Annotated in this window: 24 protein-coding genes and 1 pseudogene; 6 read left to right on the forward strand and 19 right to left on the reverse strand. The window is 65.8% G+C overall.

Features of this window, described 5'->3' with window-relative positions; translation table 11 throughout:
- Positions 1-76: 76 nt before the first annotated feature.
- On the reverse strand, positions 77-247 hold the full coding sequence (locus J7I79_RS05550) for a hypothetical protein (RefSeq protein WP_214951215.1): 171 nt from the start codon (positions 245-247) through the stop codon (positions 77-79).
- A 163-nt stretch (positions 248-410) separates the two neighbouring features.
- On the opposite strand from J7I79_RS05550, the gene J7I79_RS05555 reads away from it, so the two are divergent.
- Positions 411-839, forward strand: coding sequence for a DUF1810 domain-containing protein (locus J7I79_RS05555; RefSeq protein WP_214951217.1), 429 nt, complete (start codon positions 411-413; stop codon positions 837-839).
- A gap of 98 nt (positions 840-937) precedes the next feature.
- Here J7I79_RS05555 and rpsA read toward each other — a convergent pair whose 3' ends face one another.
- The 3 genes from rpsA to polA all read right to left on the reverse strand — a co-directional run bounded on the left by rpsA (position 938) and on the right by polA (position 6,855).
- Entirely contained in the window at positions 938-2,413 is a 1,476-nt protein-coding gene (rpsA, locus tag J7I79_RS05560; protein ID WP_011691911.1) for a 30S ribosomal protein S1, read from the reverse strand.
- Between the two features lie 218 nt (positions 2,414-2,631).
- Positions 2,632-3,918 (reverse strand): GNAT family N-acetyltransferase, encoded by a 1,287-nt coding sequence (locus J7I79_RS05565; protein WP_214951534.1) that lies wholly within the window; start codon positions 3,916-3,918, stop codon positions 2,632-2,634.
- 81 nt (positions 3,919-3,999) lie between these two features.
- Positions 4,000-6,855 carry a DNA polymerase I gene (gene polA, locus J7I79_RS05570; RefSeq protein ID WP_214951219.1) on the reverse strand — a complete coding sequence of 952 codons (2,856 nt, stop codon included), beginning with the start codon at positions 6,853-6,855 and terminating at the stop codon, positions 4,000-4,002.
- Here polA and J7I79_RS05575 point away from each other — a divergent pair.
- A complete protein-coding gene (locus tag J7I79_RS05575; RefSeq protein ID WP_214951221.1) occupies positions 6,854-7,312 on the forward strand; it encodes a hotdog fold thioesterase in 459 nt (152 codons plus the stop codon). The genes polA and J7I79_RS05575 overlap by 2 nt on opposite strands.
- Before the next feature lie 41 nt (positions 7,313-7,353).
- Here J7I79_RS05575 and J7I79_RS05580 read toward each other — a convergent pair whose 3' ends face one another.
- The 9 genes from J7I79_RS05580 to J7I79_RS05620 all read right to left on the reverse strand — a co-directional run bounded on the left by J7I79_RS05580 (position 7,354) and on the right by J7I79_RS05620 (position 14,404).
- Complete coding sequence (locus J7I79_RS05580) at positions 7,354-7,926, reverse strand: dihydrofolate reductase family protein (protein WP_214951223.1); 573 nt, start codon at positions 7,924-7,926, stop codon at positions 7,354-7,356.
- A 13-nt stretch (positions 7,927-7,939) separates the two neighbouring features.
- On the reverse strand, positions 7,940-8,809 hold the full coding sequence (locus J7I79_RS05585) for a hypothetical protein (protein ID WP_214951225.1): 870 nt from the start codon (positions 8,807-8,809) through the stop codon (positions 7,940-7,942).
- Entirely contained in the window at positions 8,806-9,786 is a 981-nt protein-coding gene (locus tag J7I79_RS05590) for a hypothetical protein (protein WP_214951227.1), read from the reverse strand. The genes J7I79_RS05585 and J7I79_RS05590 overlap by 4 nt, the downstream gene beginning before the upstream one ends.
- A gap of 225 nt (positions 9,787-10,011) precedes the next feature.
- Positions 10,012-10,233, reverse strand: a complete 222-nt coding sequence (locus J7I79_RS05595) for a hypothetical protein (protein ID WP_214951229.1) — start codon at positions 10,231-10,233, stop codon at positions 10,012-10,014.
- Positions 10,230-11,453 (reverse strand): inorganic phosphate transporter, encoded by a 1,224-nt coding sequence (locus tag J7I79_RS05600; RefSeq protein ID WP_214951231.1) that lies wholly within the window; start codon positions 11,451-11,453, stop codon positions 10,230-10,232. Before J7I79_RS05600 ends, J7I79_RS05595 begins: the two co-directional genes overlap by 4 nt.
- 171 nt (positions 11,454-11,624) lie before the next feature.
- Positions 11,625-12,116: an HAD domain-containing protein gene (locus J7I79_RS05605; RefSeq protein WP_214951536.1), complete on the reverse strand. Its 492-nt coding sequence runs from the start codon at positions 12,114-12,116 to the stop codon at positions 11,625-11,627.
- 45 nt (positions 12,117-12,161) lie between these two features.
- Positions 12,162-12,845 (reverse strand): hypothetical protein, encoded by a 684-nt coding sequence (locus tag J7I79_RS05610; protein WP_214951233.1) that lies wholly within the window; start codon positions 12,843-12,845, stop codon positions 12,162-12,164.
- A gap of 110 nt (positions 12,846-12,955) precedes the next feature.
- The gene (locus J7I79_RS05615; protein WP_214951235.1) at positions 12,956-13,825 is read right to left on the reverse strand and encodes a universal stress protein; all 870 of its coding nucleotides are present in this window, start codon (positions 13,823-13,825) and stop codon (positions 12,956-12,958) included.
- 162 nt (positions 13,826-13,987) lie between these two features.
- Positions 13,988-14,404 carry a VOC family protein gene (locus tag J7I79_RS05620; RefSeq protein WP_214951237.1) on the reverse strand — a complete coding sequence of 139 codons (417 nt, stop codon included), beginning with the start codon at positions 14,402-14,404 and terminating at the stop codon, positions 13,988-13,990.
- A 162-nt stretch (positions 14,405-14,566) separates the two neighbouring features.
- Here J7I79_RS05620 and J7I79_RS05625 point away from each other — a divergent pair, with 162 nt between their 5' ends.
- Entirely contained in the window at positions 14,567-15,187 is a 621-nt protein-coding gene (locus J7I79_RS05625; protein WP_214951239.1) for an L-threonylcarbamoyladenylate synthase, read from the forward strand.
- A gap of 58 nt (positions 15,188-15,245) precedes the next feature.
- On the opposite strand, the gene ligD is transcribed toward J7I79_RS05625, so the two are convergent.
- Positions 15,246-16,268, reverse strand: coding sequence for a non-homologous end-joining DNA ligase (gene ligD, locus J7I79_RS05630; protein ID WP_214951241.1), 1,023 nt, complete (start codon positions 16,266-16,268; stop codon positions 15,246-15,248).
- Positions 16,269-16,427: 159 nt separating this feature from the next.
- Between ligD and J7I79_RS05635 the strand changes: the two genes are divergently transcribed.
- Positions 16,428-18,341, forward strand: coding sequence for an amylosucrase (locus J7I79_RS05635; protein WP_214951243.1), 1,914 nt, complete (start codon positions 16,428-16,430; stop codon positions 18,339-18,341).
- On the opposite strand, the pseudogene J7I79_RS05640 reads toward J7I79_RS05635, so the two are convergent.
- Positions 18,341-18,826 (reverse strand): annotated as a pseudogene (locus tag J7I79_RS05640) (DedA family protein); the annotation flags it as partial. The gene J7I79_RS05635 and the pseudogene J7I79_RS05640 sit on opposite strands and share 1 nt — an antisense overlap.
- 142 nt (positions 18,827-18,968) lie before the next feature.
- Between J7I79_RS05640 and J7I79_RS05645 the strand changes: the two are divergent.
- A complete protein-coding gene (locus J7I79_RS05645; protein WP_214951245.1) occupies positions 18,969-19,661 on the forward strand; it encodes an alpha/beta family hydrolase in 693 nt (230 codons plus the stop codon).
- Between the two features lie 35 nt (positions 19,662-19,696).
- On the opposite strand, the gene J7I79_RS05650 is transcribed toward J7I79_RS05645, so the two are convergent.
- From J7I79_RS05650 to J7I79_RS05655, 3 genes are all read right to left on the reverse strand, one after another.
- Positions 19,697-21,883, reverse strand: coding sequence for an elongation factor G-like protein EF-G2 (locus tag J7I79_RS05650; RefSeq protein WP_214951247.1), 2,187 nt, complete (start codon positions 21,881-21,883; stop codon positions 19,697-19,699).
- 112 nt (positions 21,884-21,995) lie between these two features.
- Positions 21,996-22,127, reverse strand: coding sequence for a hypothetical protein (locus tag J7I79_RS24560; RefSeq protein ID WP_285291300.1), 132 nt, complete (start codon positions 22,125-22,127; stop codon positions 21,996-21,998).
- 171 nt (positions 22,128-22,298) lie between these two features.
- Complete coding sequence (locus tag J7I79_RS05655) at positions 22,299-22,913, reverse strand: PadR family transcriptional regulator (protein WP_214951249.1); 615 nt, start codon at positions 22,911-22,913, stop codon at positions 22,299-22,301.
- A 298-nt stretch (positions 22,914-23,211) separates the two neighbouring features.
- Here J7I79_RS05655 and J7I79_RS05660 point away from each other — a divergent pair, with 298 nt between their 5' ends.
- A complete protein-coding gene (locus J7I79_RS05660; RefSeq protein WP_214951252.1) occupies positions 23,212-24,108 on the forward strand; it encodes an isoprenylcysteine carboxylmethyltransferase family protein in 897 nt (298 codons plus the stop codon).
- Positions 24,109-24,137: 29 nt separating this feature from the next.
- Here the strand turns inward: J7I79_RS05660 and hrpB are convergent, their stop codons facing one another.
- Positions 24,138-26,864 (reverse strand): ATP-dependent helicase HrpB, encoded by a 2,727-nt coding sequence (hrpB, locus tag J7I79_RS05665; RefSeq protein WP_214951540.1) that lies wholly within the window; start codon positions 26,862-26,864, stop codon positions 24,138-24,140.
- Positions 26,865-26,867: the final 3 nt, after the last annotated feature.

Here is a 26,867-nt window from a genome sequence, read left to right on the forward strand (position 1 = left end):
CCGGTGAAGGGCTCTCTTCGGCACACTCTGATCCCCGTCATGCGCGTGCTGCACACACCGGCGAGGCTTTCAATGGCTAACCACGGTTCTGTACCTGCAAATCGAGCCTGTTGCGACGTTGTTGGAAACCGCCCACCAGGACAAACACGGACAACGCCACGCCGGTGATGTAGGTGCCGAAGTCGGATACCGTGGACGCGAGCCGGAAACGGACAAACGGTGGGTAGTGGCGAAGCCTCGTGCTCAAGGGCAAAGCCACAACCCGATCTGGCCGACGGCACTGTTGGACGTTGCAGGGCTTCCATGCACCACACTCTAAGCGATCTGCTGAAGCACGCCGGTAAGGGCCTCGTCAGGCGGCGGGGCCGGTGGTTGGATGGACATGTCCAGCTGAGATGTGGAGGAAGCCGATGGAAGATCCCTTCGACCTTGAGCGGTTCGTGTTGGCCCAGGAGTCCGGTCGGACATACCAGCGGGCCCTGGAGGAGCTCCGCAAGGGGGAGAAGCAGTCCCATTGGATGTGGTTCGTCTTTCCCCAGGTCGCAGGCCTCGGCCAAAGCCCCACGTCCAGGAAATACGCCATCACGTCACTGGCGGAAGCGGAGGCCTACCTGCGGCACCCGGTACTCGGTCCGCGGCTACTGGAGAGCGCCAGTGCTGCTGCCGCCCACACAGGTCTCACCGCCGAGCGGATTTTCGGCGGGACCGACGCGCAAAAGCTCAGATCATCAATGACACTGTTCCTGCGCGCCGCTCCGGACAAGCCCGTATTCGAGGAGGTCCTGGACCGGTACTTCGACGGCAGCCCAGATCCTGCGACCGACCGGCTGCTGGGGTGAACGAAAAAGGTGGCCGCCCCCTTTCGGGGACGGCCACCTTCAGCTAGCTAAACGCCTGGTTCCTTGAAGGAATGAACCCTTCAGGGACAACCGGGCAATTAGTTGCCGGTCAGCTTCTCGCGCAGTGCTGCAAGAGCCTCGTCCGAAGCAAGCGTGCCTGCACCGGTCTCGGCTGCAGCCGGCTCTGAGGAGTAGCTGGTGGTGCCGGAATCGCTGTCACCGGACGTTGCAGCTGCAGCGTCGTCGGCAGCGTGCTGGGCAACCTGCTTCTTGTGTGCTTCCCAGCGGGTCTGGGCGTCAGCGTACTGCTGCTCCCAGGCTGCGCGCTGGTTCTCGTAGCCTTCAAGCCACTCGTTGGACTCCGGGTCGAAGCCCTCCGGGTACTTGTAGTTGCCCTCTTCGTCGTACTCAGCGGCCATGCCGTAGAGAGCCGGATCGAATTCGGTGCTGTCGGCGTCAACGCCCTCGTTAGCCTGCTTGAGGGAGAGGGAGATGCGGCGGCGTTCGAGGTCGATGTCGATGACCTTGACGAACAGCTCGTCACCAACGGAGACAACCTGCTCAGCCAGCTCCACGTGGCGGACTGCCAGCTCGGAGATGTGAACGAGGCCTTCGATGCCGTCTTCGACGCGTACGAACGCACCGAACGGAACGAGCTTGGTGACCTTACCCGGAACAACCTGCCCGAGGGCGTGGGTGCGGGCGAAGGTCTGCCACGGATCTTCCTGCGTGGCCTTGAGCGACAGGGAAACACGCTCGCGGTCCAGGTCGACTTCGAGAACCTCGACGGTGACTTCCTGGCCAACTTCGACAACCTCGGACGGGTGGTCGATGTGCTTCCAGGACAGCTCGGAAACGTGAACCAGGCCGTCTACGCCGCCCAGGTCCACGAATGCACCGAAGTTGACGATGGAGGAAACGACGCCGGGACGAACCTGGCCCTTTTCCAGCTTGTTGAGGAACGTGGAGCGGACCTCGGACTGGGTCTGCTCGAGCCATGCACGGCGGGACAGCACAACGTTGTTGCGGTTCTTGTCCAGCTCGATGATCTTGGCTTCGATCTGCTGACCGATGTACGGAGCAAGGTCGCGCACACGGCGCATCTCGACGAGGGATGCGGGCAGGAAGCCGCGCAGACCGATGTCGAGGATAAGACCACCCTTGACAACCTCGATGACGGTACCGGTAACGACACCGTCTTCTTCCTTGACCTTCTCGATGTCGCCCCAGGCGCGCTCGTACTGAGCACGCTTCTTGGAGAGGATCAGGCGGCCTTCTTTGTCTTCCTTGGTGAGCACCAGGGCTTCGACCTGATCGCCAACGGAGACGACGTCTCCGGGATCAACGTCGTGCTTGATGGACAGCTCGCGGGAGGGGATGACACCTTCGGTCTTGTAACCGATGTCGAGCAGAACTTCGTCGCGGTCGACCTTGACGACGGTACCTTCGACGAGGTCTCCGTCGTTGAAGTACTTGATGGTGGCGTCGACTGCTGCGAGGAAGTCCTCAGCGGTACCGATGTCGTTAATCGCGACTACGGGGGTACCGGGCTTCTCGGTGGAGGTGATGGTCATGTAGTAGGGGCTCCGTTGTGGATAGTTAGTCGGTCAGGCGTACCGCCGCACACCCGTATGGACGGGGGCGCGGGTGATGGCAGACCACATGGACCTGCCAGGTTCATCCTGATTTTGTGGATTCTAGATACGTGCACGTAGTACACGCCCGTTTATTCTAGTCGTACCCTCCAACGCCGGTCAAAGCGGCCGGCGCCGGGCTGAGGGCCCGAAACGGCTCAGAAATGCGTCAGGCAGTGGGGCACGCGTTCGACGGCGAACATCAGGGCGGCGCGGAACGCTGCCTCCGGCCTGCGCTCAAGGATGCGTCCCGAGTCAACCAACGTGACCGGATGCACACCACCCAAGTACATCGAGGACAATGCCGCCACATCCAATTCAAGGTCCGCCGGGCTGGCGCCCGCGTCCGTGACCACCGCGGATCCTCCGCTCACGTCGAGGGCGAAGGTGCCGTCCGTCAGGCCGAGCGAATCGGCAACTTTCAGCACAAGCCGTCCGTCGGCCGGGTAGTGCCGGGCTTCCAGGGCCTGCTTCACATCCAGGATCCGCAGCCACAGCATGTCCCTGGCTGCCGAAGCCTCGATGCAGCGGGCGTCTTCGAGCGCCCAGCGCAGGGGGTCGTCAATAGCGGACTCTTCCCAGCTGACGCGTTCAACCAGATCGATGGCAGCCAGGTACTGCCATAGTTCCAGGTACGCCGCGGTGGTGGCGGCCACCAAGTCAATCACTTCCATGGTGTAGGGGGTGCTGGACCAGCCGCCGAACTTGTAGGAGACGTAGCCGTCCACTTCCCCGTCGGGCCCGTAGTGCAACGCGACCTTGACTTTCGGGTCCTCGCCGCCGTCACGGCTGATGGAACCTGAAGCGAACTCGCGGTAGAACTCGTGCCGGTCGACGGACCCCGGGGTCAGGCGGTGCCGGCGTTCGAAAACCTGCGGTGCCAGCTCCAGCAACACCTTGGGGTCGGCCACCTCAACGCTGCCGACCGGGGTGTGGTTGAGCCTGAACTTTGAGCTGGTGTCCACCTTGATCGACTGCTCGGATGTCGCCACGCCGAATCCAAAACGCCCGTAGATGGAGGCCTCGGACGCGGTGAGCGCGGCCATCGCCAGGCCGCCCTGCCGGGCCATCTCCAGGTCCTCCCCCATCATGCGGCGCAGGAGCCCGCGGCGCCTGTGTGAGGTCCGGACGGTCACTGCCGTCACGAGCCGGGTTGGCAGGAGGCGCCCGAACCCGATGTTCAGGGTCTTGTCCATCGTGCCGAAGGTGGCCACCGGCACTTCAGCGCCCAGCGAATGGCCGGCAACGGCGCCTGTTTGATAGGCGCCGGTCATGACGCGCCCGTCAGCGCGCTGCATCTCGATGCCTTTGTCCACGCGTTCGTCGCTGCGCCGGGCATCGTGGAAGCCGAAGGCAACCGCCCGCATCCACGCCGCCGACTGCGCGTACGCAGGATCGTCTTTGGCTGCCGGCCCGAATCGCCGGATTTCATAGTCACCACTCATATCAGGCACAACCCCGAGCCTAGCCAAGGGTTCTTCGGCCCGCCACCGGCGCGCCGGTACCGGGCCCAAGGCCCGCTAACACTAGTGGCCGGCGTCGTACCAGCTGGGACCGACGCCGATCTGGACATCCAGCGGAACGCTCAGGTCCGCGGCGGCTGCCATCTGTTCGGTGACAAGTTTCTCGACGGCCGCGCGCTCCCCCGCCGCTACCTCCAACACCAGTTCGTCGTGGACCTGTAGGAGCATCCGCGACTTCAGGCCCTGGGCCGCCAGTTCGGCGTGCACGCCCAGCATGGCCCGCTTGATGATGTCTGCCGCCGAGCCCTGGATGGGCGAGTTCAGCGCAATGCGTTCCGCGTTCTCGCGCAGCTGGCGGTCCGTGCTGGTGAGGTCCGGGAGGTACCGGCGGCGCCCTTCGATGGTGGCGGTGTAGCCGTCGATCCGGGCCTGGTCCACCACACCCCGGAGGTAGTCGCGGACGGCGCCGAAGCGGTCGAAGTATTCCTTCATGAGGGTCCGCGCCTCGTCAACGGAAATCTCCAGCTGCTTGGAGAGGCCGAACGAGGTGAGGCCATAAGCGAGGCCGTAGGACATGGCCTTGACCTTGGAGCGCATGGCACTGGTCACCTGGTCGGTGGGCACATGGAAGATGTTGGAGCCCACGAACCGGTGCAGGTCTTCGCCGTCCTTGTACGCCTGGATCAGGCCGGCGTCCCCCGAGAGGTGGGCCATGATGCGCATTTCGATCTGCGAGTAGTCCGCGGAAAGCAGGCAGTCATAGCCCTCACTGACCACAAAGATGCCGCGGACGCGCCGGCCTTCCTCGCTGCGGATGGGGATGTTCTGCAGGTTGGGGTTGTTGGAGGAGATCCGGCCCGTGGCCGCGACGTTCTGCGCGTACGTGGTGTGGATCCGGCCGTCTTCGGTGACGGACTTCTTGAGCGTCTCCAACATCTGGCGCAGCTTCGACGACTCGCGGTGCGCCATCAGCTGGACCAGGAATTCGTGCCCGGTCTTTTCCAGCAGGTTTTTCAGTGACGCGGCGTCGGTGGTGTAGCCGGACTTGATTTTCTTGGTCTTCGGCAACTGGAGTTCGTCGAACAGGACGGTCTGCAGCTGCTTGGGCGATCCCAGATTGACCTCGTGGCCGATCGCCGCGAAGGCAAGCTCCTGGGCGTTGTCGATCACCTTGGCGAGATCCGCAAGCTGGTCGTCCATGCGCGGCATGTCGATGGCGATTCCCGCGAGTTCCATGTCGGCGAGAACCCGGCTGACGGGCAGCTCCAGGGTGGTCAGCAGGTCCGCGGCCTTACGTTCCGTCAGTTCCGATTCGAAGTATCGGCTCAGGGTCTGGACCACGGCGGCCACCCGGACCAGCTCGCCGGCGGCGGCGGCGTCGTCGCCGTCGAACGACAGCTCAAGCTGGCCCGCCTTCGCGGTCTCAGGCGAGATGCTGATGTTGAGGTGGTGCTGGGCTAGCTCGGCGAGCTCGTACGTGCGGCGGTCCGGCTGGATGAGGTACCCGGAGATCGAGGTGTCATCCACCACCCCTTCCAGGCCCAGGCCCCGGCTGGACAGGGCCTTGATGGCCGCCTTGTAGCCGTGCATCACCTTCGGCGATTCCCCATCCCGCAGCCAGTCCGCCAGGACGTTTTCGGCCGCGGCGTCCTGCGCTGCGAGGTCGATGTACACGGCGGCGTCGTCACGGACAATGGCCAGCGCAGAGGCGTCTTCGCCGATCCGGCCGGGCACCTGGTCGACGGCGACTGCCGACCTCTTGCCGGCCCCCGCCGCCAGGAAGGCGCCCAGCTCGGCAGCGTCCGCGGGGATCACGTAATCCGGTGTGTCGACGCTCTCCCGCTCAGCGGATTCCACGTCCTCACTGCTGTATAGGGCAAACAGCCTGGTACGGATGGTCTTGAATTCAAGGTCGTCGAACAGCTGCTCCAAGGCGGCCTCGTCCGGCCGCGGTTCCGCGAGTTCGTCCAGCGTTACCGGGAGGTCCAGGTCCGTGTGGAGCCTGTTCAGCCGACGGTTGCGCTTGACGTCCTCAACGTTCTCGCGCAGGGAGTCCCCCACCTTCCCGCCGATCGCGTCGAGGTGCTCCAGGACCCCCTCCAGTCCGCCGTACAGGTTGATCCACTTTGCGGCGGTTTTCGGGCCGACCCCGGGAACACCGGGGAGGTTGTCCGCGGTTTCCCCCACCAGGGCGGCGAGGTCCGAGTACTGCGGCGGCGTCACAAAGTACTTCTCCTGGATGGCAGCGGTGTCCAACCGGGGAATGTCGCTGACGCCCTTCCGCGGGTAGAGCACAAACACGTTGTCGGTGATGAGCTGGAAGGCGTCACGGTCACCGGTCACGAGGAGCACCTCGTAACCGGCCTTCTCTCCCATGGCGGCGAGCGTTGCCAGGATGTCGTCAGCTTCATAGCCAGGCATTTTGATGGTCTTGATGCCCCACGCCTGCATGACCTTGTCGATGAGGTCGATCTGGCCGCTCATCTCCCGGGGCGTTTCGTTCCGGCCGCCCTTGTAGTCGCTGTACTCGGCCTTGCGGTGGGTGGTTTCATCCGACACATCGAAGGCCACGGCAACGTGGGTGGGCTTCTGTTCCTTGATCAGGTTGATGAGCATGGACGTGAATCCATGGATCGCGTTGGTGTGCTGCCCGTTCGCGGTGGAGAACTTGTCCGCCGGCAAGGCGAAGAAGGCGCGGAATGCCATCGAGTGTCCGTCCAGGACAAGGAGGCGCGGCTGGTCCGTGATAGGAATCACGGGAGCCTCGGTGGCGGAAACCGGCTCCGCGGTACGTGTGGTTTTCCGGGCGGGCTTGGCCGCAGTCACTGATTCGGAGTCAGGAGCCGGGAGGATGTCTGCTGCAGAGGGGGCAAGGGCCGGTTTGGTAGTTTCGCTCACAGGTGCCAGCCTAGTTCCCATGATGGACAATTTCACGCCCGGCCGGTTCGCGGCCGAACTGGCGGCCGCCGGAGTCCCGGAAGAAATGCACGAATGGCTCGGTCAGTACGGCATCGGCGCACTGGTGGTGAAGATGGGCATCCATTTCCTGGAAATGAGCCCGGAACGATCCGTGGCCACCATGCCGGTCGAAGGCAACACCCAGGTGGCCGGGATCCTGCACGGCGGCGCCCATGTGGTGCTGGCCGAGACACTCGGTTCGTTCGCCGCCGGGATGCACGCCGGCCCGGGACGGCAGGCGCTCGGTATCGAGGTGGGGGCAACGCATCACCGCGCCATCGCCGCCGGCACTGTGACGGGAACCTGCACGGCCATCCACCTGGGCAGGACCCTGACCACCCACGAAATCGTGATGACGGATGAAAAGGGCCGCCGGCTGTCCACCGCCCGCATCACCAACCTGATCCGGGACATCTGACCCTGACAATCCCGTCCTGACGGCGCCTTGACGGCGAGGGCTCAGCCCGGCGGTGCACCCTGCGACGGAGCGTCGCCGAGCCGGTACCGCAGCTCCACAATTCCCCTGCCCATGGCGTTGGACGCCACCAGTTCCATCGGACGCATCGGACCGTCCTTGATCGGCAGCACGGGCTTACCGGCACCGAGCACCACCGGAATGATGGAAATGATGATTTCGTCCAGCAGGCCGGCCTCGGCGAACTGGGCCGCGAGTTCTCCGCCGCCCACCAGCCAGACATTCTTCTCCCCCGCGTCGGCGGTGAAGTCCTCCATGAACTCACGGACGTCGCCCCGGACGAACGTGATGTCGGCCCCCCGCGGCGCGGAGTGTTCGTGGTGCGTGAAGACCCAGCACGGGGTGTCAGGATACGGCCAGTTGCCGGGCTCGTGCTCCATCAGCCAGGCGTAGGTTTCCCCGCCCATCACGATGCAGCCGACATCTGCCATGAACGACTCATAGCTTTCCCGGCCGCCCTCGAATCCGTCGAATTCGAGGAGCCATGCCAGGTTGTCATCGGACGTGGCGATGAATCCGTCGAGGGACGAGGCCACGAAGTACTGAAGACTGGACATGGGCCCAGCCTAGTCATTTCGACTCGGGGTTCCCATACTCCACGCGCATGCCGGGATCGTCACGCAGCACCACGACCTTGCCGCTCCGGAGCGTCCAGCCCTCATTGAGCAGGAAGATGCGTCCGCCGCTGACCACGAGCAGCCGGAGGCCGGTGTATTGGTACACGGGATGATCTGCCGTGCCGCTGGACTGTTCGCGCACGTTGGGCGCGCTGATACCCAGCCGGTCCTTGCTGTAGACAACCGCGGTGGGCAGGAGCATGGACCGCTGCTCGTAGCTCACCGCCAGTCCCCGGCCGAGCGCCTGGGCGTAGTCTGAGGTGCCCCAGAAGAGCAGCAGGCTCACCAGGCAGAAGATGAGCGTCTTTTCGGATCCGCGGGAAAGTGCGGCAATGCTGCGTCCGGGCCCTTCCGTGGAACGCCGCCACAGGCTCAGGCCCCACGCGGCCAGCAGCACCCCTGCAGCCATGATGTAGGGGACGAACAGCACGGTCCGTTCCGGTTGGAGGATCACCACCAGCCACATCGCCGCGGCACAGGCCACCCCGGCAAACAGGATCACTGCGGCAAGCCGCCGGATGCCGGCGACGCGGCCGGCCGTGATGTGTCCGGCCAGGAACCGGTCCACAGCAAGCCAGAGGACGGCCAGAATCAGCAGCCAGACCAGCGGGATGAACAGGGACGGGATGCTCCTGAGCACGAAATCCTGCACGGTGTACCCGAAGAGGCTTACGTCCAGCCCCATTGCCTTCGCCTGGGCATCCGTCCGCGCCCAGCCGAAGTAGACCAGCAGGGCCGTCGAAATGGTCAACGGCGGGCCGATGACCGCCAGCATATCGACGGCGCGTTTCCAGCGGGGATCCCCTTCGGGTTCGCCGCTCATGACGGCGGCAGCAGCGGGGCTTCGGCTGCCGGGGGCCCGACTGTCGGAAGTCCGGTTCCCGGCGGCTCCGGCGGCGCCGTCGTGGTCGGTTCTGTTGGCGTGGGACCGGGCGGCGTCGGGTCAGCATAGAACAGGACGGCATCACCGGACACCGGAGGTGTCGCCCCCACCGTCACACGCGCGGACTCGATGCCGTTTGCGGGCGGGGCGTAAAACACGAAGGGGCCGAACTGCGGGCCTTCGAATTCAACCGGATTGCCGTTCACCAAAACGTTGTCTACGTTCACGAAGAATCCCTCGAGCCGTACCGGCGTTCCCCCGCGCGCGGGGACGGTGGGAGCGGCCGCACCGGCATCGGGCCCGTCGAGGACCGTCAGTCCCGTCAGCCGGCGGGGGCAGTCGTCGCCTGCGCCTGCGGCATCCACGAGGAGTTGGACTCCCTGGTGTGCGGTCCGGAGATCCACGGCCTGCTGCAGGGATTCCGTGACCTTGATTTCCCAGCACCTTCCGGGCGGCAGGCTGGGGACACCGGCCAGCGCAGTCCGTGCCCGCTGCCAGTCCTGCGGCAGGTCCGTGGCCAGCGCGAGGCAGGTAGCCTCAGCAGCGGTCCACACGGCAGGAAAGGCCGTGTTGAGGGTGGAGTCGCGCAAACCTGGGCAGTCCCTGTTGCGGAGGAGTTCGTAAAGCGTTCCCTCCGGCGGGTCGGTGGGGGCAGCTGGGCCGATGGGGATCCAGCGGATGACCGGTGCGGCCTCTGGCGGCGGGCCATCGCCCGGTCCCGGCAACGGCGAAGCCGTTGGTACTCCGTTGGTGGAGGCACTGCCCGAAGTGTCCGTGGCGGACGGGGATGCCGACGTCGTCGTATTCTCCGTAGGTGACGGGGACGGCGGAGCGAAGCATCCACTGATAAGGAGCAGCAGGCAGACGGCCGCCGCGGTTCTTGCTGCTCGGGCAGTCGCCCCGGTTTGACTGTGCATGACAGACCCACCTGCTTGCGGTTCCCGGCAGGGGAACCGGCCTGGATAGAACCCTTCGGGAAGATTCCCGGCATCGGCCGGCGGCGGAGCCGGACCAAACACGCTGAAACAGTGTTAACTATTCCCCCGATGGGCAATATCCGCCAGAGCAGCCCCTTGCACTCCAGCCGTAACGCCTCAAAGGACCGGCGTCTCCCGGGCGTCCGCCCTGAGTGGAAGCGGCAGTTATTTGCTGAAGTACGGAATGATCAGGTACAGGCCGAAGAGCACAGCAAGGCCGCACAGGGCGAAACAGGTGTAGGCGAGCGACTTCATCCACCGGGGCGTGGCCTGCTCGGGATCGCCGGCGATGGCGGTGAAGCGGACTCCGACGGAGTAGAGGACCACCACGGTAATTGCGGCAGCGAGGGTGGCTCCGGCGACCTGAACCAGTTCCAACCATTTCATGACATGCCGTCCTTCTGCTTGCTGGCGTTCCGGGCACGAAGTGCCCGTGCCATGGCTTTTTTCTTCCGGAAGCGGACAGCCTGCCCGGCTTCCTCGACCTCCACAGCATTGTGGTGGCCCACATGGGATTTGCGGGACTGGACGAACATGAACAACACAGCGCCGGTGCCGGCGACGGCCGCTATGACCACGCCCACCACCCCGGTTTTCACCAGTAGGGCGGTCAGCGCGCCGACGATCCCGGCCGCGGGAAGGGTTAACAGCCAGCCGATGGCGATACGCCCGGCAGTTCCCCAGCGCACCGAGGTGCCTCTACGGCCCAGGCCCGAGCCGATCACTGATCCGGAAGCAACCTGAGTGGTGGACAAGGCGAAGCCAAGGTGTGAGGACGCGAGGATGGCTGAGGCCGTGCTGGTTTCCGCGGCGAAGCCCTGGGCGGGCTTAACATCCGTCAGGCCGGAGCCCATGGTGCGGATGATCCGCCAGCCGCCCGCATAAGTTCCGATAGCGATAGCCAACGCGCAGGCAGTGATCACCCAGAACTGCGGGCCGGACCCCGGCTGCTGCGTGCCCGCCGCGATCAGCACGAGGGTGATGATGCCCATAGTCTTCTGCGCATCATTGGTTCCGTGGGCCAGGGCCACCAGGCTGGACGTGAAGATCTGCCCGGTACGGAAGCCCCCGCGCTTCTGGGTCAGCTTGCTGCCCGTCTCGGGGTCGTGCCGGGACGTCAGGGCATAGGCCAGGCGGGTACAGATGTAGGCCACGCCGCCGGCGATGACCGGGGCGAAGAGTGCGGGGAGGATGACCTTCTGCATGAGGGAATCGAAGTTGACCGAATTGATGCCGATTCCGGCGATCGCTGCGCCGATCAGGCCGCCGAAGAGGGCGTGCGACGAACTGGACGGGAGCCCTTTCAGCCACGTGATCATGTTCCACAGGATGGCGCCCATCAGTCCGGCAAAGATGATGTCCGGGGTGATCTGGATGCCGTCGGCCCCTTCCTTGATGATGCCGCCGGATACCGTCTTTGCCACTTCCGTGGAAAGGAACGCTCCGACCAGGTTCAGGACCGCTGCCAGGGCAACTGCCGTCTTGGGTTTAATTGCACCGGTGGCAATAGGCGTGGCCATTGCGTTGGCGGTGTCATGAAAGCCGTTGGTGAAGTCGAAAAAAAGTGCCAGCGCTATTACCAGCGCCACCATGAAGGTGATTTCCACCTGTTGCCCAATCTGCAGAGTCGACGGTCAGCAGTTCCACTTTCCCCGTGCCCCGGCCGCACGCAGGATTGTTCCAGATGTTTTCTGGAAATTCATACGGTGTTGTTCGGAAGGGGCTTGAAACCCTAACGATCGTACGCGTCAACGCCGTGAGGACAAAACACCATGCGCTCAAAGGAAAGCATGCACGGCGTCCAGCTCGGCACGTGACAATCCCCGCCTGGGATGCGGGGAAATCAACAGCAGGCGGGTGCCAATGATGGATGCCCAGGCGCGGGCCTCCGCTTCATAGTCGAGCTGGTCATCGATCCACACCGCACGGTCCGGCGCTGACGCCTCGAAGTCCCGCTGCAGGGCCTGGAGTTTCCACCAGCTTTCGCCGCTGCCCAGTCCATCACTGGCAAGGACTGGCCATTCCTGCCCTGCGAGGCCGATCGCCGGGCAGAGATATTCGGGCGCCATCTCCTCCCAGCTGGTAAGCCAAACGCACCGGAGACCGGGTCTCCGGGACAGAGTGTTGAGGGAGTCGACGAGCTCCCCGGCGTAGGCCACTTCCAACAGGCCGGCGTCGGAAATCTGCCACCTGCTCCCCCAGTCCGTGGTGCCTGTTGCCCCGAAAGGGCAGATCACGCCGTCCACGTCGAGGTACAGGGAGACATTCATCACGGCGTCATCCCTCCTCCCCGGTGCAGAACGGGTGCAGTGCCGTCAGCGCAGCTGGATGTCGGTTGCCTCGCCGGCGCCGAGCACCCGTGCGACCTTTGCTTCCAGTGCAGCGATGGCCGGCTCCGGCAGGACGATCAGGCCTTCCAACTCACGGCGTGCCCGTTTGTAGGCGGTCTGCCGTTCCGCCGGGGTCGCGGCCTCATCCTCGGCAATCCTCAGCAGCTTCCGTGCCTTGGCGAGGCGTTCGCGTTCCGGTCCCGAAAAATTCCGGTCCCTGATGCGCCTGGCGTCCCGTTCCGCGACGTCGAAAGCGATCTGGAAACTGTTCACCGCGGCCCGGTACTCATCCATCCGGGCCTTGCTCGTGATGTCCCCCGGCGCCACTGGCCGCAAGCCGTCGGCGTCCCGCTTGGCGCGCAGGAAGGCTACCGTAAGCGGTTCGCGGACATCGGTCATCACCGGGTAGTCGATGAGTTTCCCGACGTCCAGTTCGTAGTCCAGCCAGCGCTTGTTGATGTCCGCATGGGTGTCCATCAGCAGCTGGACCTCCGCGGTAGTGGCCTGTTCTGCCTGCACGGCCTGGTGCTTGAGCTTGTACAGCTCCACTTTGCGCTGGTGCCGGCGCTCGCTTGCCTTCGACAATGCACGCAACCAGCCCCCGGCCATGCCGCTGAGCGGGAACACCAACCACCAATAGTGGGCGAAGAAATCCAGGAGGGGCTGCACGCTTCCATCCTCGCATCGCCTGCAGCCCGCCTCAATAGGGTTGGCGAGCCGCTTCCCCGGCCCGGGGCGCCGGGATGTCCGCAGCGTCCCGGCGGGTATGGCCAGGCCCGCTAATCCTCGTGCTTGACCTTGTGGACCCTGGTGACCACCGTGGGGCACGGAACACGCAGCAGGACCGCATGGGCCGTGGAACCAAGCAGAAGACGGCTGAATCCCCCGCGTCCGCGGCTGCCGATCACCAGGAGGCGCGCGTTCGCAGCGGCCTCCACGAGGGCCTTGGCCGGATCTGTGTCCTTGTCCAGCAGCTGGTTCACCACCAGGTCGGGGTACTTGTCCCGCAGCCCGGCCACCGATTCCGCGAGCACAATCTTGTCCTCTTCCTCAATGACTTCCGCCAGCCCGCTGGCCGGCATCCCGCTCTGCACCCAGCGGGCGGGGCGCCGGAAGGCCAGCAGCGCAGTCAGTTCGTCCCCTTCCCGGTCGGCTTCCGCGGCGGCAAATGCGACGGCCTGCAGGGACTCCTCCGAGCCGTCCACGCCGACCACCACGCCGCGGCCCTGCTGCCCCTGATCCTGCGGAATAACCGCCACGGGGCTGTCCGACGCAGTAACGACCTGAAGCGCCCGGTCCGTCACAGGTCCTCCGTCGGCCCAATGGCGGTGGTGTGATCCGATGACCACGATGGAAGCGTCCTTGGACATTTCCTTCAGGGCTGAGCCGGCGCTGCCGTGCCGCAACTGCACGTCGACGGCCACGTCGGGTTCCTTCTTGGCGGCATCCTCCTGCACCTGCCTCAGCAGCTCCAGGCCTGATTCCCTGATCAGTTCGTGGTACTGGAAGTCCGGTGACATCCACCGGTCATCCACCGCGTGGATGGCGATCACCGGCAGCTTGAGCCTGGCTGCCCGGTGAAGCGACCACGTCATTGCGGCCTCACTCCCTGTGGAGCCGTTGATGCCGACGACGATTGGTTTGCCCATTCTGAATCCTGCTCTTCTCCATCGCGTTTTCGGATCAGCACGCCGGAGGCCGCTGACACCTTCAGTGTGCTCCGGGGGCAACACCGGGGTTAGGGCCTTAAGCCCCGCGCACATGCAGACGACGACGGCGGCGGGCGCCGCCGTCGTCGTCCGGTATTTTGCCTACGCCTGGGCGCCTGCGATGTTCACAAGCCAGGCGACACCGAATTTGTCGGTGCACATGCCGAAGGTGTCGCCCCACGGCGCCTTTTCGAGCGGTACCGTTACGGTGCCGCCGTCGGACAGCTTCTCCCAGTACCCGCGGAGTTCGGCGTCGTCCTCGCCGCTGAGGGAAACGGAGTAGTTGTCGCCCGGCGTGTAGCTCATGCCGTTGGGCGTATCGGCCCCCATGAGGACCAGGCCGGATTCGGACGTCAGCATGCCGTGCATGATCTTCTCCTGCTCGGACGCGTCCTGGCTGGCTTGGAACTCACCGAAGGTACTCAGTGCCAGTTCGCCTCCAAATACGGACTGGTAAAAGTTCATGGCCTCCCGCGCGTTGTCCTTGAAGCCCAGGTAGGGGTTGAGTCTCGTGGTCATATTCAGGTGTCCTCTCGTACCGGTCGATACCCGGACCGCCTGTGGAGCAGGTGGCCACCCGGGCTTGGAACACTTCATATGTTGCCCCAGTCGTGCGGGGCTGCATAGGGGCGGCCCGCGTCGGCAAGTGCACATTTCCCTGCCGGGCCATAAGCTCAGGGCATGGCGAGATATTTTGACGTGCACCCCGATGATCCCCAACCTCGCGCGGTGGGCCAGATAGTGGACCTGGTGCGGTCAGGTGGGCTGATCGCCTACCCCACCGACTCCTGCTACGCCCTCGGCGCGCAGCTGGGCAACCGTGAGGCGCTTGACCGCATCCGCGTCATCCGGCAGCTGGACAGCAAACACCACTTCACCCTGGTCTGCAAGGATTTTGCCCAGCTGGGCCAGTTCGTGCAGATCGACAACGACGTGTTCCGGAGCATCAAGGCGGTGACGCCGGGCAGCTACACGTTCATCCTTCCTGCCACGAAGGAGGTGCCCAAGCGCCTGCTGCACCCGAAGAAGAAGACCGTGGGCGTGCGCATCCCGGACAACGCCGTGGTCCAGGCGCTGCTGGCCGAACTGGGCGAGCCGCTGCTCTCCAGCACGCTGCTGCTGCCCGAGGAGGAAGATCCGCTGACCCAGGGCTGGGAAATCAAGGAACGGCTGGACCACGTGGTGGACGCCGTGGTTGATTCCGGTGACTGCGGGGCGGAGCCGACGACGGTCATCGACTTCTCGGGAGGTTCGGCGGAAGTGGTGCGGCGCGGCATGGGCGATCCGTCCCGGTTCGAGTAGTCGCCGTTTGGTGCCAGGCGTCCGGACGGGCGCTGGCTCACCTCAGTCCCTTGTTGCGTCAGTCCTTCTTGCGCGCGCGGCTGGGCTGCACGCGCGGCGGTTCGCCGGGCATCTTCGGGTAGTCGGGCGGGAACGGCAGTTCCCCGAGCCCTGAGCCGACGTCGCGCTCCCACCATTCGAGCAGGACGTCGATTTTTCCCGGGTTGGCGTTCATGTCCGCCCAGGGGTCCCCGACGGACTTCAGCCGTTCCGGGACGGTGAGGATGGTGAAGTTCTTCGGGTCGGCGTTGCCCAGTTCGTCCCAGGTGATGGGGCACGAGACGGGGGCGTGCGCCAGGGCGCGGGGGCTGTAGGCGCCGGCAATGGTGCGGTCGCGGTTGGCCTGGTTGAAGTCCACAAACACCCGCTCGCCGCGTTCTTCCTTCCACCACGCCGAGGTGACCTTGTCCGGCATCCGCCGCTCCAGTTCACGGGCGGCTGCTATGACGGCGTGGCGCACGTCCAGGAATTCGTGCGTCGGCTCCACCGGCGCGTAAACGTGCAGTCCGCGGTTGCCCGAGGTCTTGATGAACGTGGTGAGGCCTGCTTCTGCGAGCACGTCCTTCAGCTCCAGGGCTGCGGGGATCGCGTCGTCGAAGTCCGTTCCCGGCTGGGGGTCCAGGTCGATCCGCAGCTGGTCGGGGTTGTCCGTGTTTCCGGCCCGCGATGGCCAGGGGTGGAACACCACGGTGTTCATCTGGGCGGCCCAGACGGCAGCGGCCGGTTCGTCCAGGACCAGCATGGGATGCGAGCGCGCACTCGGAAAGACCACCTTCACCGTCCGAATAAAGTCCGGTGTTCCCTTTGGCGGATTTTTGGAGAAGAACTGCTCGCCGTCCACGTTGTCCGAAAACCGCTGCAACGCCAGCGGCCGGTCGCCGTTCGCCGCAACGAAGGCCTCCCCCACTTCGGCCAGGTAGCGCGCAAGGTCCAGCTTGGTCAGGCCGAGATCCGGCCAGAGGACACGGCTGGGACTCGAAATGCGCATGTCGCGGGGGCCGTTCGGCCCGTCAACGGTCAGGGTGGTCGCTTCGCTCGCCATGGGGACAACCTACCCCGCCCGGTGCGCGGCGTCAGCAGTTGGAGTTCGAAACGAAGAAGCACGTTCCTTTTCACTGGGCACGTACCGGCCCGTCTGTAAGGATGTGAACGGACCGGACGCCGCACGGCTCCCGGCAAAACGTCGAAGGAGACCCGTTCCATGGTTGAAGCCGCTGGTGTGGAGCAGGCAGCGAGGCAGCATGCACTGAGTGCCCTGGGCGCCCAGCCGGGTCTTATGCCGCGGGGGCGGGACAACGCCGAATTCCAGCAGCGCTTCGACCGCCAATTCCCCGCCCTGTACCGGCTATTCCATTCCCTGTACGGCTCACGCCCGGACTTCCAGGACCAGCTGACTGCGCTTGTCCTCCAGACTGCCCGCTCCTGGAACGAGCGCCCGGCGGACCTGAAGGCATTGGATGCGGAACGGGAGCACAACACCGGCTGGTTCCGGTCAAACAGCATGCTGGGCGGCGTCTGCTACGTGGACCGGTATGCGGGGGATCTTCAAGGAGTCCGTGCCCGGATCCCCTATTTCAAAGAGCTCGGCCTCACCTATTTGCACCTCATGCCCCTGTTCCTGGCACCCGAACCGCATTCCGACGGCGGTTATGCGGTCTCCAGCTACCGTGACGTGAACCCGAAACTCGGCACCATGGAACAGCTGCGCGAGCTGGCTGCCGAGTTGCGGGACAACGGCATTAGCCTGGTGGTGGACTTCATTTTCAACCACACCTCGGATGAGCATGACTGGGCCAGGCGTGCTGCCGAAGGCGACCCCGAGTTCAGTGACTACTACTGGCTCTACCCGGACCGGACCATGCCGGACGCCTTCGAACAACACGTGCGCGAGATCTTCCCGGACGACCACACCGGTTCGTTCGTGCAACTCCCTGACGGACGGTGGGTCTGGGCCACGTTCCACAGTTTCCAGTGGGACCTGAACTACTCCAACCCGGACGTCTTCAGGGCCATGGCCGGAGAGATGCTCTTCCTGGCCAACCAGGGGGTGGAGATCCTTCGGATGGACGCCGTCGCCTTCATCTGGAAGCAGCTCGGAACGCCGTGTGAGAACCTCCCGGAGGCCCACACCCTGCTGCAGGCCTTCAACGCCGTCTGCCGGCTTGCCGCGCCGTCGCTGCTCTTCAAGTCCGAGGCGATCGTCCACCCGGACGACGTTGCCCTGTACATCGATCCGGCAGAGTGCCAGCTTTCGTACAACCCGCTGCAGATGGCACTGATCTGGGAGCCCATGGCCACCCGTGACGTGTCCCTGCTGTCGCAGGCACTGGAGCGTCGGCACAACCTTCCGGCAGGCACTGCCTGGGTGAACTACGTGCGGAGCCACGACGACATTGGCTGGACATTTGCTGACGAGGACGCCGCGGAGCTGGGCATCAACGGCTTCGACCACCGCCGCTTCCTCAATTCCTTCTACGTCAACCGCTTCCCGGGCAGCTTCGCCCGCGGCGTTCCGTTCCAGGACAATCCGCGGACGGGTGACTGCCGGATTTCAGGCACGACGGCGTCGCTCTGCGGACTGGAGGACGGTTCTGTCGAGTCAGTCCGCAGGATCCTTCTCGCCCACTCGGTTGCCTTCAGCACCGGCGGGGTCCCGCTGCTCTACCTGGGCGACGAAGTGGCGCAGGTCAACGACTACGGGTACGCCCTCGAGGAAGGCCACGGCGCGGACAGCCGATGGGTGCACCGGCCGCACTACCCCGACGACCGTTACGCGAACCGTCACGATCAGTCGATTCCTGAAGGAGCCGTCTTTGAAGGGCTGCGGTACATGATCGCCGCACGGTCCCGAACTCCCGAATTCGCCGGGACCAGACTGGTCCATTTCGACACGAAGAACCGGGCTGTGTTGGGCTACCAACGGCCCGGAACCAACACGCATATTCTCGCCCTGGCCAATTTCAGCGACGAAGACCAAACAGTCACCGCGGAGACTCTCTCTGGATTCGCTGCCGAGGCGGTAAACATCCTGACCGGCAAGCCGGTACGCATCGGCGAAGGGTTTGTGCTCAAGCCGCAGGAGTTCGCCTGGCTGCGGGTGAAGGGTGCTGTCTAGGTGTCCCAGATGAGGCTGCCCGCCACGGAGAGCCCCAGGAAGGGCAGGAGCGGCATGCGCGCGACACCGGCCGGGATGGACACCAGGCTCCTGAACACGGGCACCATCCTGCCCAGGAAGACGGCCTTGTAGCCGTGGCGCAGGAACCATGCCTCCACCCGGTCCACGTCATCAACGGCCACGAACGGAAGCCTGCCAACGACCGCCCGGGTCCTGTCGCGGCCCAGCCAGCCACCCAGGACGTAGAGCACGTAGGCACCCAGCAGCGAGCCGGCGGTAGTCCAGAAAATTGCCTCCGCCAGGCTAAAGCCGCCTTGGCTGGCTGTGAAGCCTGCCAGCGGCAGGTCCACTTCGCTGGGGATCGGAGGGAAGAGGTTCTCCAGCGCCACCACCAGTCCGGCTCCCGGTGCGCCGACCGCTTCCATGACGCCGACCACCCATAGGGCGATTCCGTCCAATCGCGTGCTGTCTGCCTGCAGGGCCATGCCGGATAATGCGGTTCCCGGAATCATACTGGTCTCCTCATGCGGGGTTGGGCTGATGAAACCACTCTCCCGCCGGTTGCTAGCCGGGAACTTTCGGCCGTCTGTGTGCCGGCTGTGCGTGGAGATCCGGCATCATTGACTCATGCCCGTACCCGAGTCCCCTGTAACCATCAGTGTCGGCGATGTCCAGGTCTCCGGCCTCTACGCCCGGCCGGACAACCCGTTCGCCACGCTCGTCCTTGCCCACGGTGCCGGCGCCGGCATGCAGCACCCCTTCATGGGGGGCTTCACGCGGGCGTTGAACGACGACGGCGTGGCCACCCTGCGCTTCAACTTTCCCTACCGCGAGGCCGGACGGAAGTTCCCGGACAGACCGCCCCTGGCGATAGCCACGTGGCGCGCAGCCATGGAGGAAGCCTCAGCCAGGGCGGCCGCGCACTCCGACAACGGGCCGGTGTGGGCGGCGGGCAAGTCCTTCGGCGGACGCATGGCCTCGATGGCCGTTGCCGAAGGGATGCCGGCGGCCGGGCTCGTCTACCTGGGGTACCCGCTGCATCCCCCGGGCAAACCGGAAAAACTGCGTGATGAGCACCTGTACGGCCTGACCCTGCCGATGCTGTTCCTGCAGGGGACGCGGGACACGTTTGCCACGCCTGAACTACTGGAGGGTGTGGTTGCCCGGATCGGGCCCACTGCCACCCTTCACTGGTACGACGGCGGCGACCACTCATTTGCGGTCGCCGGCAAAAAGCGCAGCGCCGACGAGATCGGTGCGTCCGCGGCAGCGCCGGTCGCGGCCTACCTGCGCTCGCAGGCTGCGAGCCCTCAGGGCTAGGAAACGCCTGGACTAGCGAACGCCTGGCGAGCAGCTCATGGCCGCGGCGCCGTGTGGGCCATGTTCGGAGGCAGCGGCTCGTGGCGCAGGTAGGTGCGCCGGAAGCGGCCGGTGCCCGCCGTCAGCGCCCGGAGTTCCACCGCGTAGCGCAGCAGTTCCTGCTCCGGTATCTCTGCGCTGATCTCAGTGCCGCTGCCGTCGGCCGAGTCGGTTCCCGTCAGCCGCCCGCGCCGGGAGGACAGATCGCTCATCACCGCACCCACGTAATCGTCAGAGACGCTGATGGTCACCGCCAGGACGGGTTCGAGGAGCTGGATCCGGCCCGCGGCGGCGGCTTCACGCAGCGCCAGGGCCCCGGCCGCCTGGAAAGCCGCATCGGAGGAGTCCACGCTGTGCGCCTTGCCGCCGGTCAGCGTCACACGGATGTCCACCACCGGGAACCCTGCTGACACGCCCTTCTGCATTTGGGCCCGGACGCCCTTCTCCACGGAACCGATGTATTGCCCCGGGATGACCCCGCCCACCGTCTTGTCAACAAATTCGAAGCCCGCACCTCGGTCGAGGGGCTCGACGTCGATGTCGCAGATGGCGTACTGTCCGTGGCCGCCGGACTGCTTAACGTGCCGGCCGTGGCCCGACGCGGGTGCCACGAACGTCTCCCGCAACGGGGTAATCACGGCCACGGTCTGCAGCTTGACCCCTTGGTCCCGCAGCCTGTCCAGCACAACTTCGCCGTGGGCTTCGCCCATGCACCACAGGATCAGCTGGTGGGTTTCGGAGTTCCGTTCCACGCGCAGCGTCGGATCACCGGCTGCCACCTTTCCCAGGCTCTTGGCGAGGGCGTCCTCATCACTGCGCGAGGCTGCCTCGACGGCCAAGGGCATCAGCGGCTCCGGCATGTCCCACGAAACCACCAGCAGCGGTGTTTCCTTGGCGGACACGGTATCGCCCGTCTCTGCGCTGGCCAGCTTGGCGATGGCGCAGATGTCCCCCGCCACGCAATACGGAACCGGCCTCAGGCTGGACCCCACCGGGGAGTAGAGGTGCGTGAGGCGTTCGTCGCTGTCGTGGTCCTCGTGGCCGCGTTCGGACAGCCCCCTCCCGCTGACGTGCACGGCCGAATCCTCCCGCAGCGTGCCGGAGAAGACCCGCACCAGGCAGACTCGGCCCAGGAACGGGTCGATGGTGGTCCGCACCACCTCGCCGGCCAGCGGACCCGCAGGATCGCAGGCCAGCGGGGCTGCCGGTACACCTGAAAGACTGGTCACCTGCGGCAGGCTGCGCTCTAGCGGAGAGGGAAATGCGCGGGTCAGCATTTCCAGGAGTTCAGCCATGCCCAGGCCCGTCTCGGCGGAGGAGGCCAGCACGGGGAAAAAAGTGCCGCGGGCGACGGCAGTCTCCAGATCGCGGACCAGGGCGTCGACGTCGATCTCCTCGCCGCCGAGGTAACGGTCCATCAGGGTCTCGTCCTCGCTCTCCGAGATGATCCCCTCGATGAGCGTGCCGCGTGCGGCGTCAGCGGCAGCGGCAGCGAGTTCATCCGTGCCGGCCGGCCGCACGTTTGGCGTCGGGGAGCCGGCGGAATAGTCCGAAACTGTTTGCGAAAGCAGCCCCAGCAGCCCGGTGGTGGCGTCACCGGTGCGCACGGGGAGATAGGCCGGCACCACCGAGTCTCCGAACGCGCGCTGGCAGGCGGCCACGGCCGCCTCGAAATTCGCGCGCGGGTGGTCCAGCCGGCTGACTACCACCGCCCGGGGCATCCCTACCTGGTCGCATTCAGCCCAGAGTGCCGTGGTGGCAGCATCGATGTCGTCGATGGCCGAGACTACGAACAGGGCCGCGTCCGCGCCCCTAAGTCCCGCCCGGAGTTCACCGGTGAAGTCGCCGTAGCCGGGTGTGTCGAGAAGGTTGACCTTGATGCCCTCCACCACCAGTGGAGCTACGGAGAGCACCACCGAGCGCTGTTGGTGCACCTCGGAGGGCTCGGCGTCGCTGACAGTGGTGCCGTCCTCGATCGAACCTTTCCGTGAGATGACGCCGGTTGCTGCCAGCAGTGCTTCCAGCAGCATGGTCTTTCCCGCACCGGAGTGGCCTACGAGAACAACATTGCGGACTTTCTCCGGTGCATCGGCAGGAGCCCCGGCGGCGGTGTCGGCCCGCCGGGAATCAGAGGTGCCGCGGGCCGGGCTCTTGGCCCGGCCATTTGTGCCTTTTACCGACATGAGCAACTCCAGGCGTCTTAGTCGTGAGCCGCCAAGCGGCCTCTGTAAGACGATTCGACACCCTGAGGCTGCCGAACTTCAAGAGGAAGACGTGTCGCCCTTGACCGGACGGCTAGGGTTCGTCGTGCCACCACCCTTCCCAGGGAGTGGATGAGAGCTGGCCGCTAGGGAAGGCACCCATGGAGCCGGCCCCGCCGAGGTGAGGGTCCTTGTCCTTCCAGCCTGCGTGAAGGGAGAGTGTCATAGCGCTCAAAAGCGTCATCATGGTGTGTCCTTTCGTTCGCTGCGTGGACTCCGATGTCCAGATAGGAATGAGCGTAACTGGGCAATGTTTCGCCGCCACGACAGAACGTTTCAGGCGTGTATCAGTTACCTCACATGGCCACTTCGGGCTTTCTGCACCTTCCCTCCGCGGTCACTCCGCCAGGATGAGGTACAGCGCGCGGCGGGCTTCATCGATCTTTTCGACGGCAGCCAGGCGCTGTTCGTCGGTGGCCGCGACCCTGAACTGATGGATGACGCCCATGAGCTTTCCCACGCTCTGATGAAACACCGGCACCGCGCCCTCGGGATCGGTGTTCCAGGCGTTGCCTAGCTCCTCGGCGTGTTCGGCCACGTACGCTTTGCCGGCATCGGTGAGCGTGAACTCGGTGCGCTTGCCCTCACCAACCGGTGTGATGAGGTCCTCGTCGACGAGCTGCTGGAGGGTCGGGTAAACGGACCCCGGGCTGGGACGCCAGGCCCCGGAGGTTTTTTCCGCGATTGTCCTGATCAGCCCGTACCCGTTGGATGGGGCTTCGGCGAGCAGGGAAAGAATGGCGGCGCGAACGTCGCCCCTGTTGGCGCGGCGCGGGCCGCCGGGGCCAAAACCGGGCCCGAATCCCGGCCCGAAGCCCGGCCCGAACCCCGCCCCAAAGCCGCGTCCGAACCCACCGCCGCCGTGGCCGTGGGGTCCTCGGCGGCTCCGGCCGCGCTCGAATCGTCCCCGCTCGGGGCCGTTGTCTGCAAATTTGTCGTGAATGCCTTTCATGGTGGCATCGTCCTTTCGGGTACTGCTATCGCCGACCATCGGCGATACTTAACGATATATCGCTAAGTATCGCCGGTCAATGACTTTGGCGCACAAGAAACTGCAGTGCCCGAATGAGCGGCATGAATGGTCGAATTCGGTAGGCTGAGGCCAACATTGTCTTCGACATAAACAGGGCCAGTCCTGGAACTGGGAAGTGACAGATCGAAGAATTCCATCGACAAGCCAACGGGGACTGCTGATGTTTGGGGTTGAATCGGCGACGGGGTTGGTTCGGTGGGGTCGCCCATATTTCGCCATGCAGGCGATTGCCGGTTTCGCCTGGTGGACCGCGGTTTTCTTGTCGCCCGTGGTGCACCAGGCGACCCTGGGTGATCTCGACCCGGCCGCAGTCGCGGTCTTCGATATTCCACTGTTCGTCATGGCTTCGGCCGGGGCAGCATTCGGCGTTAAGGCTGCCGCGGTCGTGAGTACAGGTTGGACCGGCGCTGTCGCTATCGCACTGGCGGTATACGCCACCATCACAACCGAAGCGGGCTGGGGCGTACTAAGCATGGGTGCTGCCACCGCAGGCTCGCTGATCTCCCTCTGCCTCGTCTTGCTGGGGCGTGTACCGACCGCGTGGATCATCCGCGGTCCGTTCGCCTTCCGTCCCGCCAACCGCTCGACCGCTGCGACCCACGTGGCTTCAACATTCGGGCAAATCGTCCTCTTCTGGGGGCTCTTCCTGGCGGTGATTCCGTTGGCCATAGCGGTTCTCGAACAGCGCTGGGCGGTGGCGCTCCCGTTTCCATCGTTTGCTGGTCCTGTCGGTGTCGCACTTCTCGTACTTGCCAGCGCTCTTGGCATCTCGTCAGCAGTAGTGATGTCGACGCAGGGAGATGGCACCCCGTTGCCATCGGCGATGCCCAACCGTCTGGTCATCGCAGGTCCGTATCGCTGGATTCGTAATCCAATGGCGGTCTCTGGCATTGTCCAGGGCACCGCAGTGGGCTTCATCCTGCAGTCCTGGCTCGTTGTCGCCTACGCGGTCCTGGGCTCGCTGGTGTGGAACTCCGTCGTCAGGCCGCTCGAGGAGTCTGACCTAAAGAAACGGTTCGGCAAAGAATTCCAGCAGTACCGCGACACGGTGCGCTGCTGGATCCCTCAAGTAACGGTATGCTTCGTGTTCCGTTGGCACTGGCCGGGGAAATAGTCCCCCACCGACGTAGCCCGATGAGCGCCCTACATCCGGCTCTTGGTCCGCGCAGTCGCCGGCGCAGTCCACGGGTCCTCCGGCCAGGGATGCTTCGGGTAGCGGCCACGCATCTCGGCCCGCACCTGCGCGTAGGGTCCGGACCAGAAGGAGGCGAGGTCATCCGTGACCGCAAGCGGTCGCCTCGCCGGCGACAGGAGATGGAACAGGACCGGGACCCTGCCGCCTGCCAACCGCGGTGTGTCGGCCCAGCCGAAGCACTCCTGAAGTTTGACCGCCACGACCGGCCGGCCGTCGTCGTGCTCCGCGTCCGGGTAGTCGATCCTGACCCGCGAGCCGCTCGGCACCTCCAGCGCCTCCGGTGCCAGCTCCCCCAGCCGGGCAGCGTCCGGCCACGGAAGCAGCCGGCGCAGCGGATCGGTGAGGTCGACGCCGGCCGTGGCAGCCCCGCCGGCAAGCGCTTCGAGCTCAGGAGCCAGCCAGTCGTCAAGTCGCGACAACAGCGCCGCCTCGGAAACGTCCGGCCACGGATCGCCCAGTTCCCGGTGCAGCAGCGCGAGACGGCGGCGCAAGGCGTCCGCCGCCGTCGACCATCCAATGGTTCCCAGCCCTTCCTTGGCCAGCGCCCTGGCCACGGCTGCCCGTCCCTCCGCGGCCGACGGCCGCACCGGCGTCGAAGCGAGCATGATGGCGCCGAGCCGGCGTTCCCGGCGGGCCGTGACCCGTCCCTGGGTGAAACCGGCTTCCACAGCGTCGCTCAGCAGGTGCCGGGCTGCGGCCTCGGCCGTATCAGCGGTCAGCGGCGCCGCGGACCGGATGACGGCGCCGGTCCCGGCAGCATCCCGGCCTTCCGCGCGGGCGACCTCCGCGACTGCCAGCCATTCGTGCCCGGCCAACGGGCTGCCGGCCGGAAGGCCGGCCCTGGTGCCTGAGGTCAGCAGGTACTGCGCCCCTGCGCCGGGAACGCGGCGCGCCACGCGGTCGGGAAACGCCAGGCCGACGACGAACCCGACGGACTCCGCGGCGGTCACCGGCGGAACGGTTTGGGAACGTTCGACGGCGGCATCCTCCTTGCGGACGATCGCCTCCATCCGCCGGACGTCCTCCTTCCAGCGCCGGGCCGCCGGGTCCTTGCCCGAACGCAGCGTGGCCAGCAGGCGCGTCAGGTCGGCGCCGGGAGCGCGCTGGTCACCGGACACGACCGCGACCGTCTCCGCCGCCGTTCGGTGGCCGACGGTTGCGGCGCCGTCCAGGAGGGCTCGGGCCAGCCTGGGGTCGGCGGGGATCCTGGCCAGGGTCTTACCCAAATCCGTGGCGAGGCCGTCCGGTCCGACGGCACCCAGCTCGCGGAGAACTTCGACGGCCTCATTTATCGCCGCCGCCGGCGGAGCGTCGGGAAGGGACAGACCACGGCCGCCGGGCGATCCCCAGCAGGCAAGGACCAGTGCCGCGCCGGTAAGGTCAGCCACCGCGATTTCCGGTGTCTGGTGGGCCGGGGCTGCACCGAAGCTCTTTTGGTCGTAGCAACGGACCACCCTGCCCGGACCCTGGCGGGCGGCCCGTCCGGCACGCTGTTTGGCGGAGGCCCGGGAGCAGGACACAGTGACCAGGCCGGACATGCCACGGTTCGTGTCGCGGCGCGGCTCCCGGGACAGGCCGGAGTCAACCACCAAGCGGACTCCCGGGACGGTCAGGGAGGATTCAGCGAGCGCGGTGGAAACGATAATCCGGGGACGTCCGCCGGGCTCCCGCCCGGAGACGGCACGGTCCTGTTCGGCCGGGCTTGCCTGGCCGTGCAGCTCCAGTACTTCGGCGGCCACCCGGCTCCGCAGGCGGGCGGCGACGTGCGAAACTTCCCATGCCCCGGGAACGAACACCAGGGCGTCCACGCCTGCGTCCGCGGCAAGCGCCGCTGCGTGTGACGCCGCAGCCGTGTCCGCCACGTGGTCAAGGAACCCCCGCGTCACTCCCCGGGTATCCAACCGCGCTGCCGCTGCCGGAGCCCACTCCGTTTCCAGGGGGTACAGCGCGGACGGACAGTCGACGACGGGCGCCGGCCCGCCGTCGTCGTGGTTCCCGCCTTGCCTTGAGCCGATCAGGGCGGCGAAGCGGGGTGCGTCCAGCGTTGCGGACATGGCGACGAGCGTGAGGTCGCCACGCAGCTCGCGCACCTCCGCGAGCATGCCGAGGAGCAGGTCGGTCTCGAGCCCGCGTTCGTGGACCTCGTCGAGGATCACGGCGTCCACGGTCTCCAGTCCCGGATCCGCGAGGAGCCGCTGCAGCAGGATGCCGGGCGTGACGAACTCGATCATGGTGCCGGCACCGCTGACCCGTTCACCGCGGACTGTGTAGCCGATGCGGTCCCCGAGGCGGCTCCCGTCCAGGGTAGCCAGGCGGCGCGCGGCCGAGCGGGCGGCGACGCGGCGGGGCTGGGTCACGACGACGCGCGGACCGCGGACCCCCGTTTTACCTGGCGCAACCGCCGAGGCGGCAATGTTGGCGGCGGCAATGTTGGCGGCGGCGATGTTGGCGAGCAACGGCGGAACCAGGGTGGTCTTGCCCGTGCCCGGAGGTGCCTGGACTACGGCGGTCCCGGCAATGCCTCCCGCGCACAGGGCGTCGGTCAGCTTCCCCAGCGACTCGGCAAACGCCAGGCCCGCGCCGATGACACCCAAGTCGAAGGGTCCGATGGGGCGTGCGGCGGCCGGAGGGGGGAACGAAGAAGTCACGCCTCCATTGTGCTTCAATAGCGGCATGCC

It is taken from the genome of Arthrobacter sp. ISL-69 (assembly GCF_018613775.1).
Classification (GTDB): Bacteria; Actinomycetota; Actinomycetes; order Actinomycetales; family Micrococcaceae; genus Arthrobacter.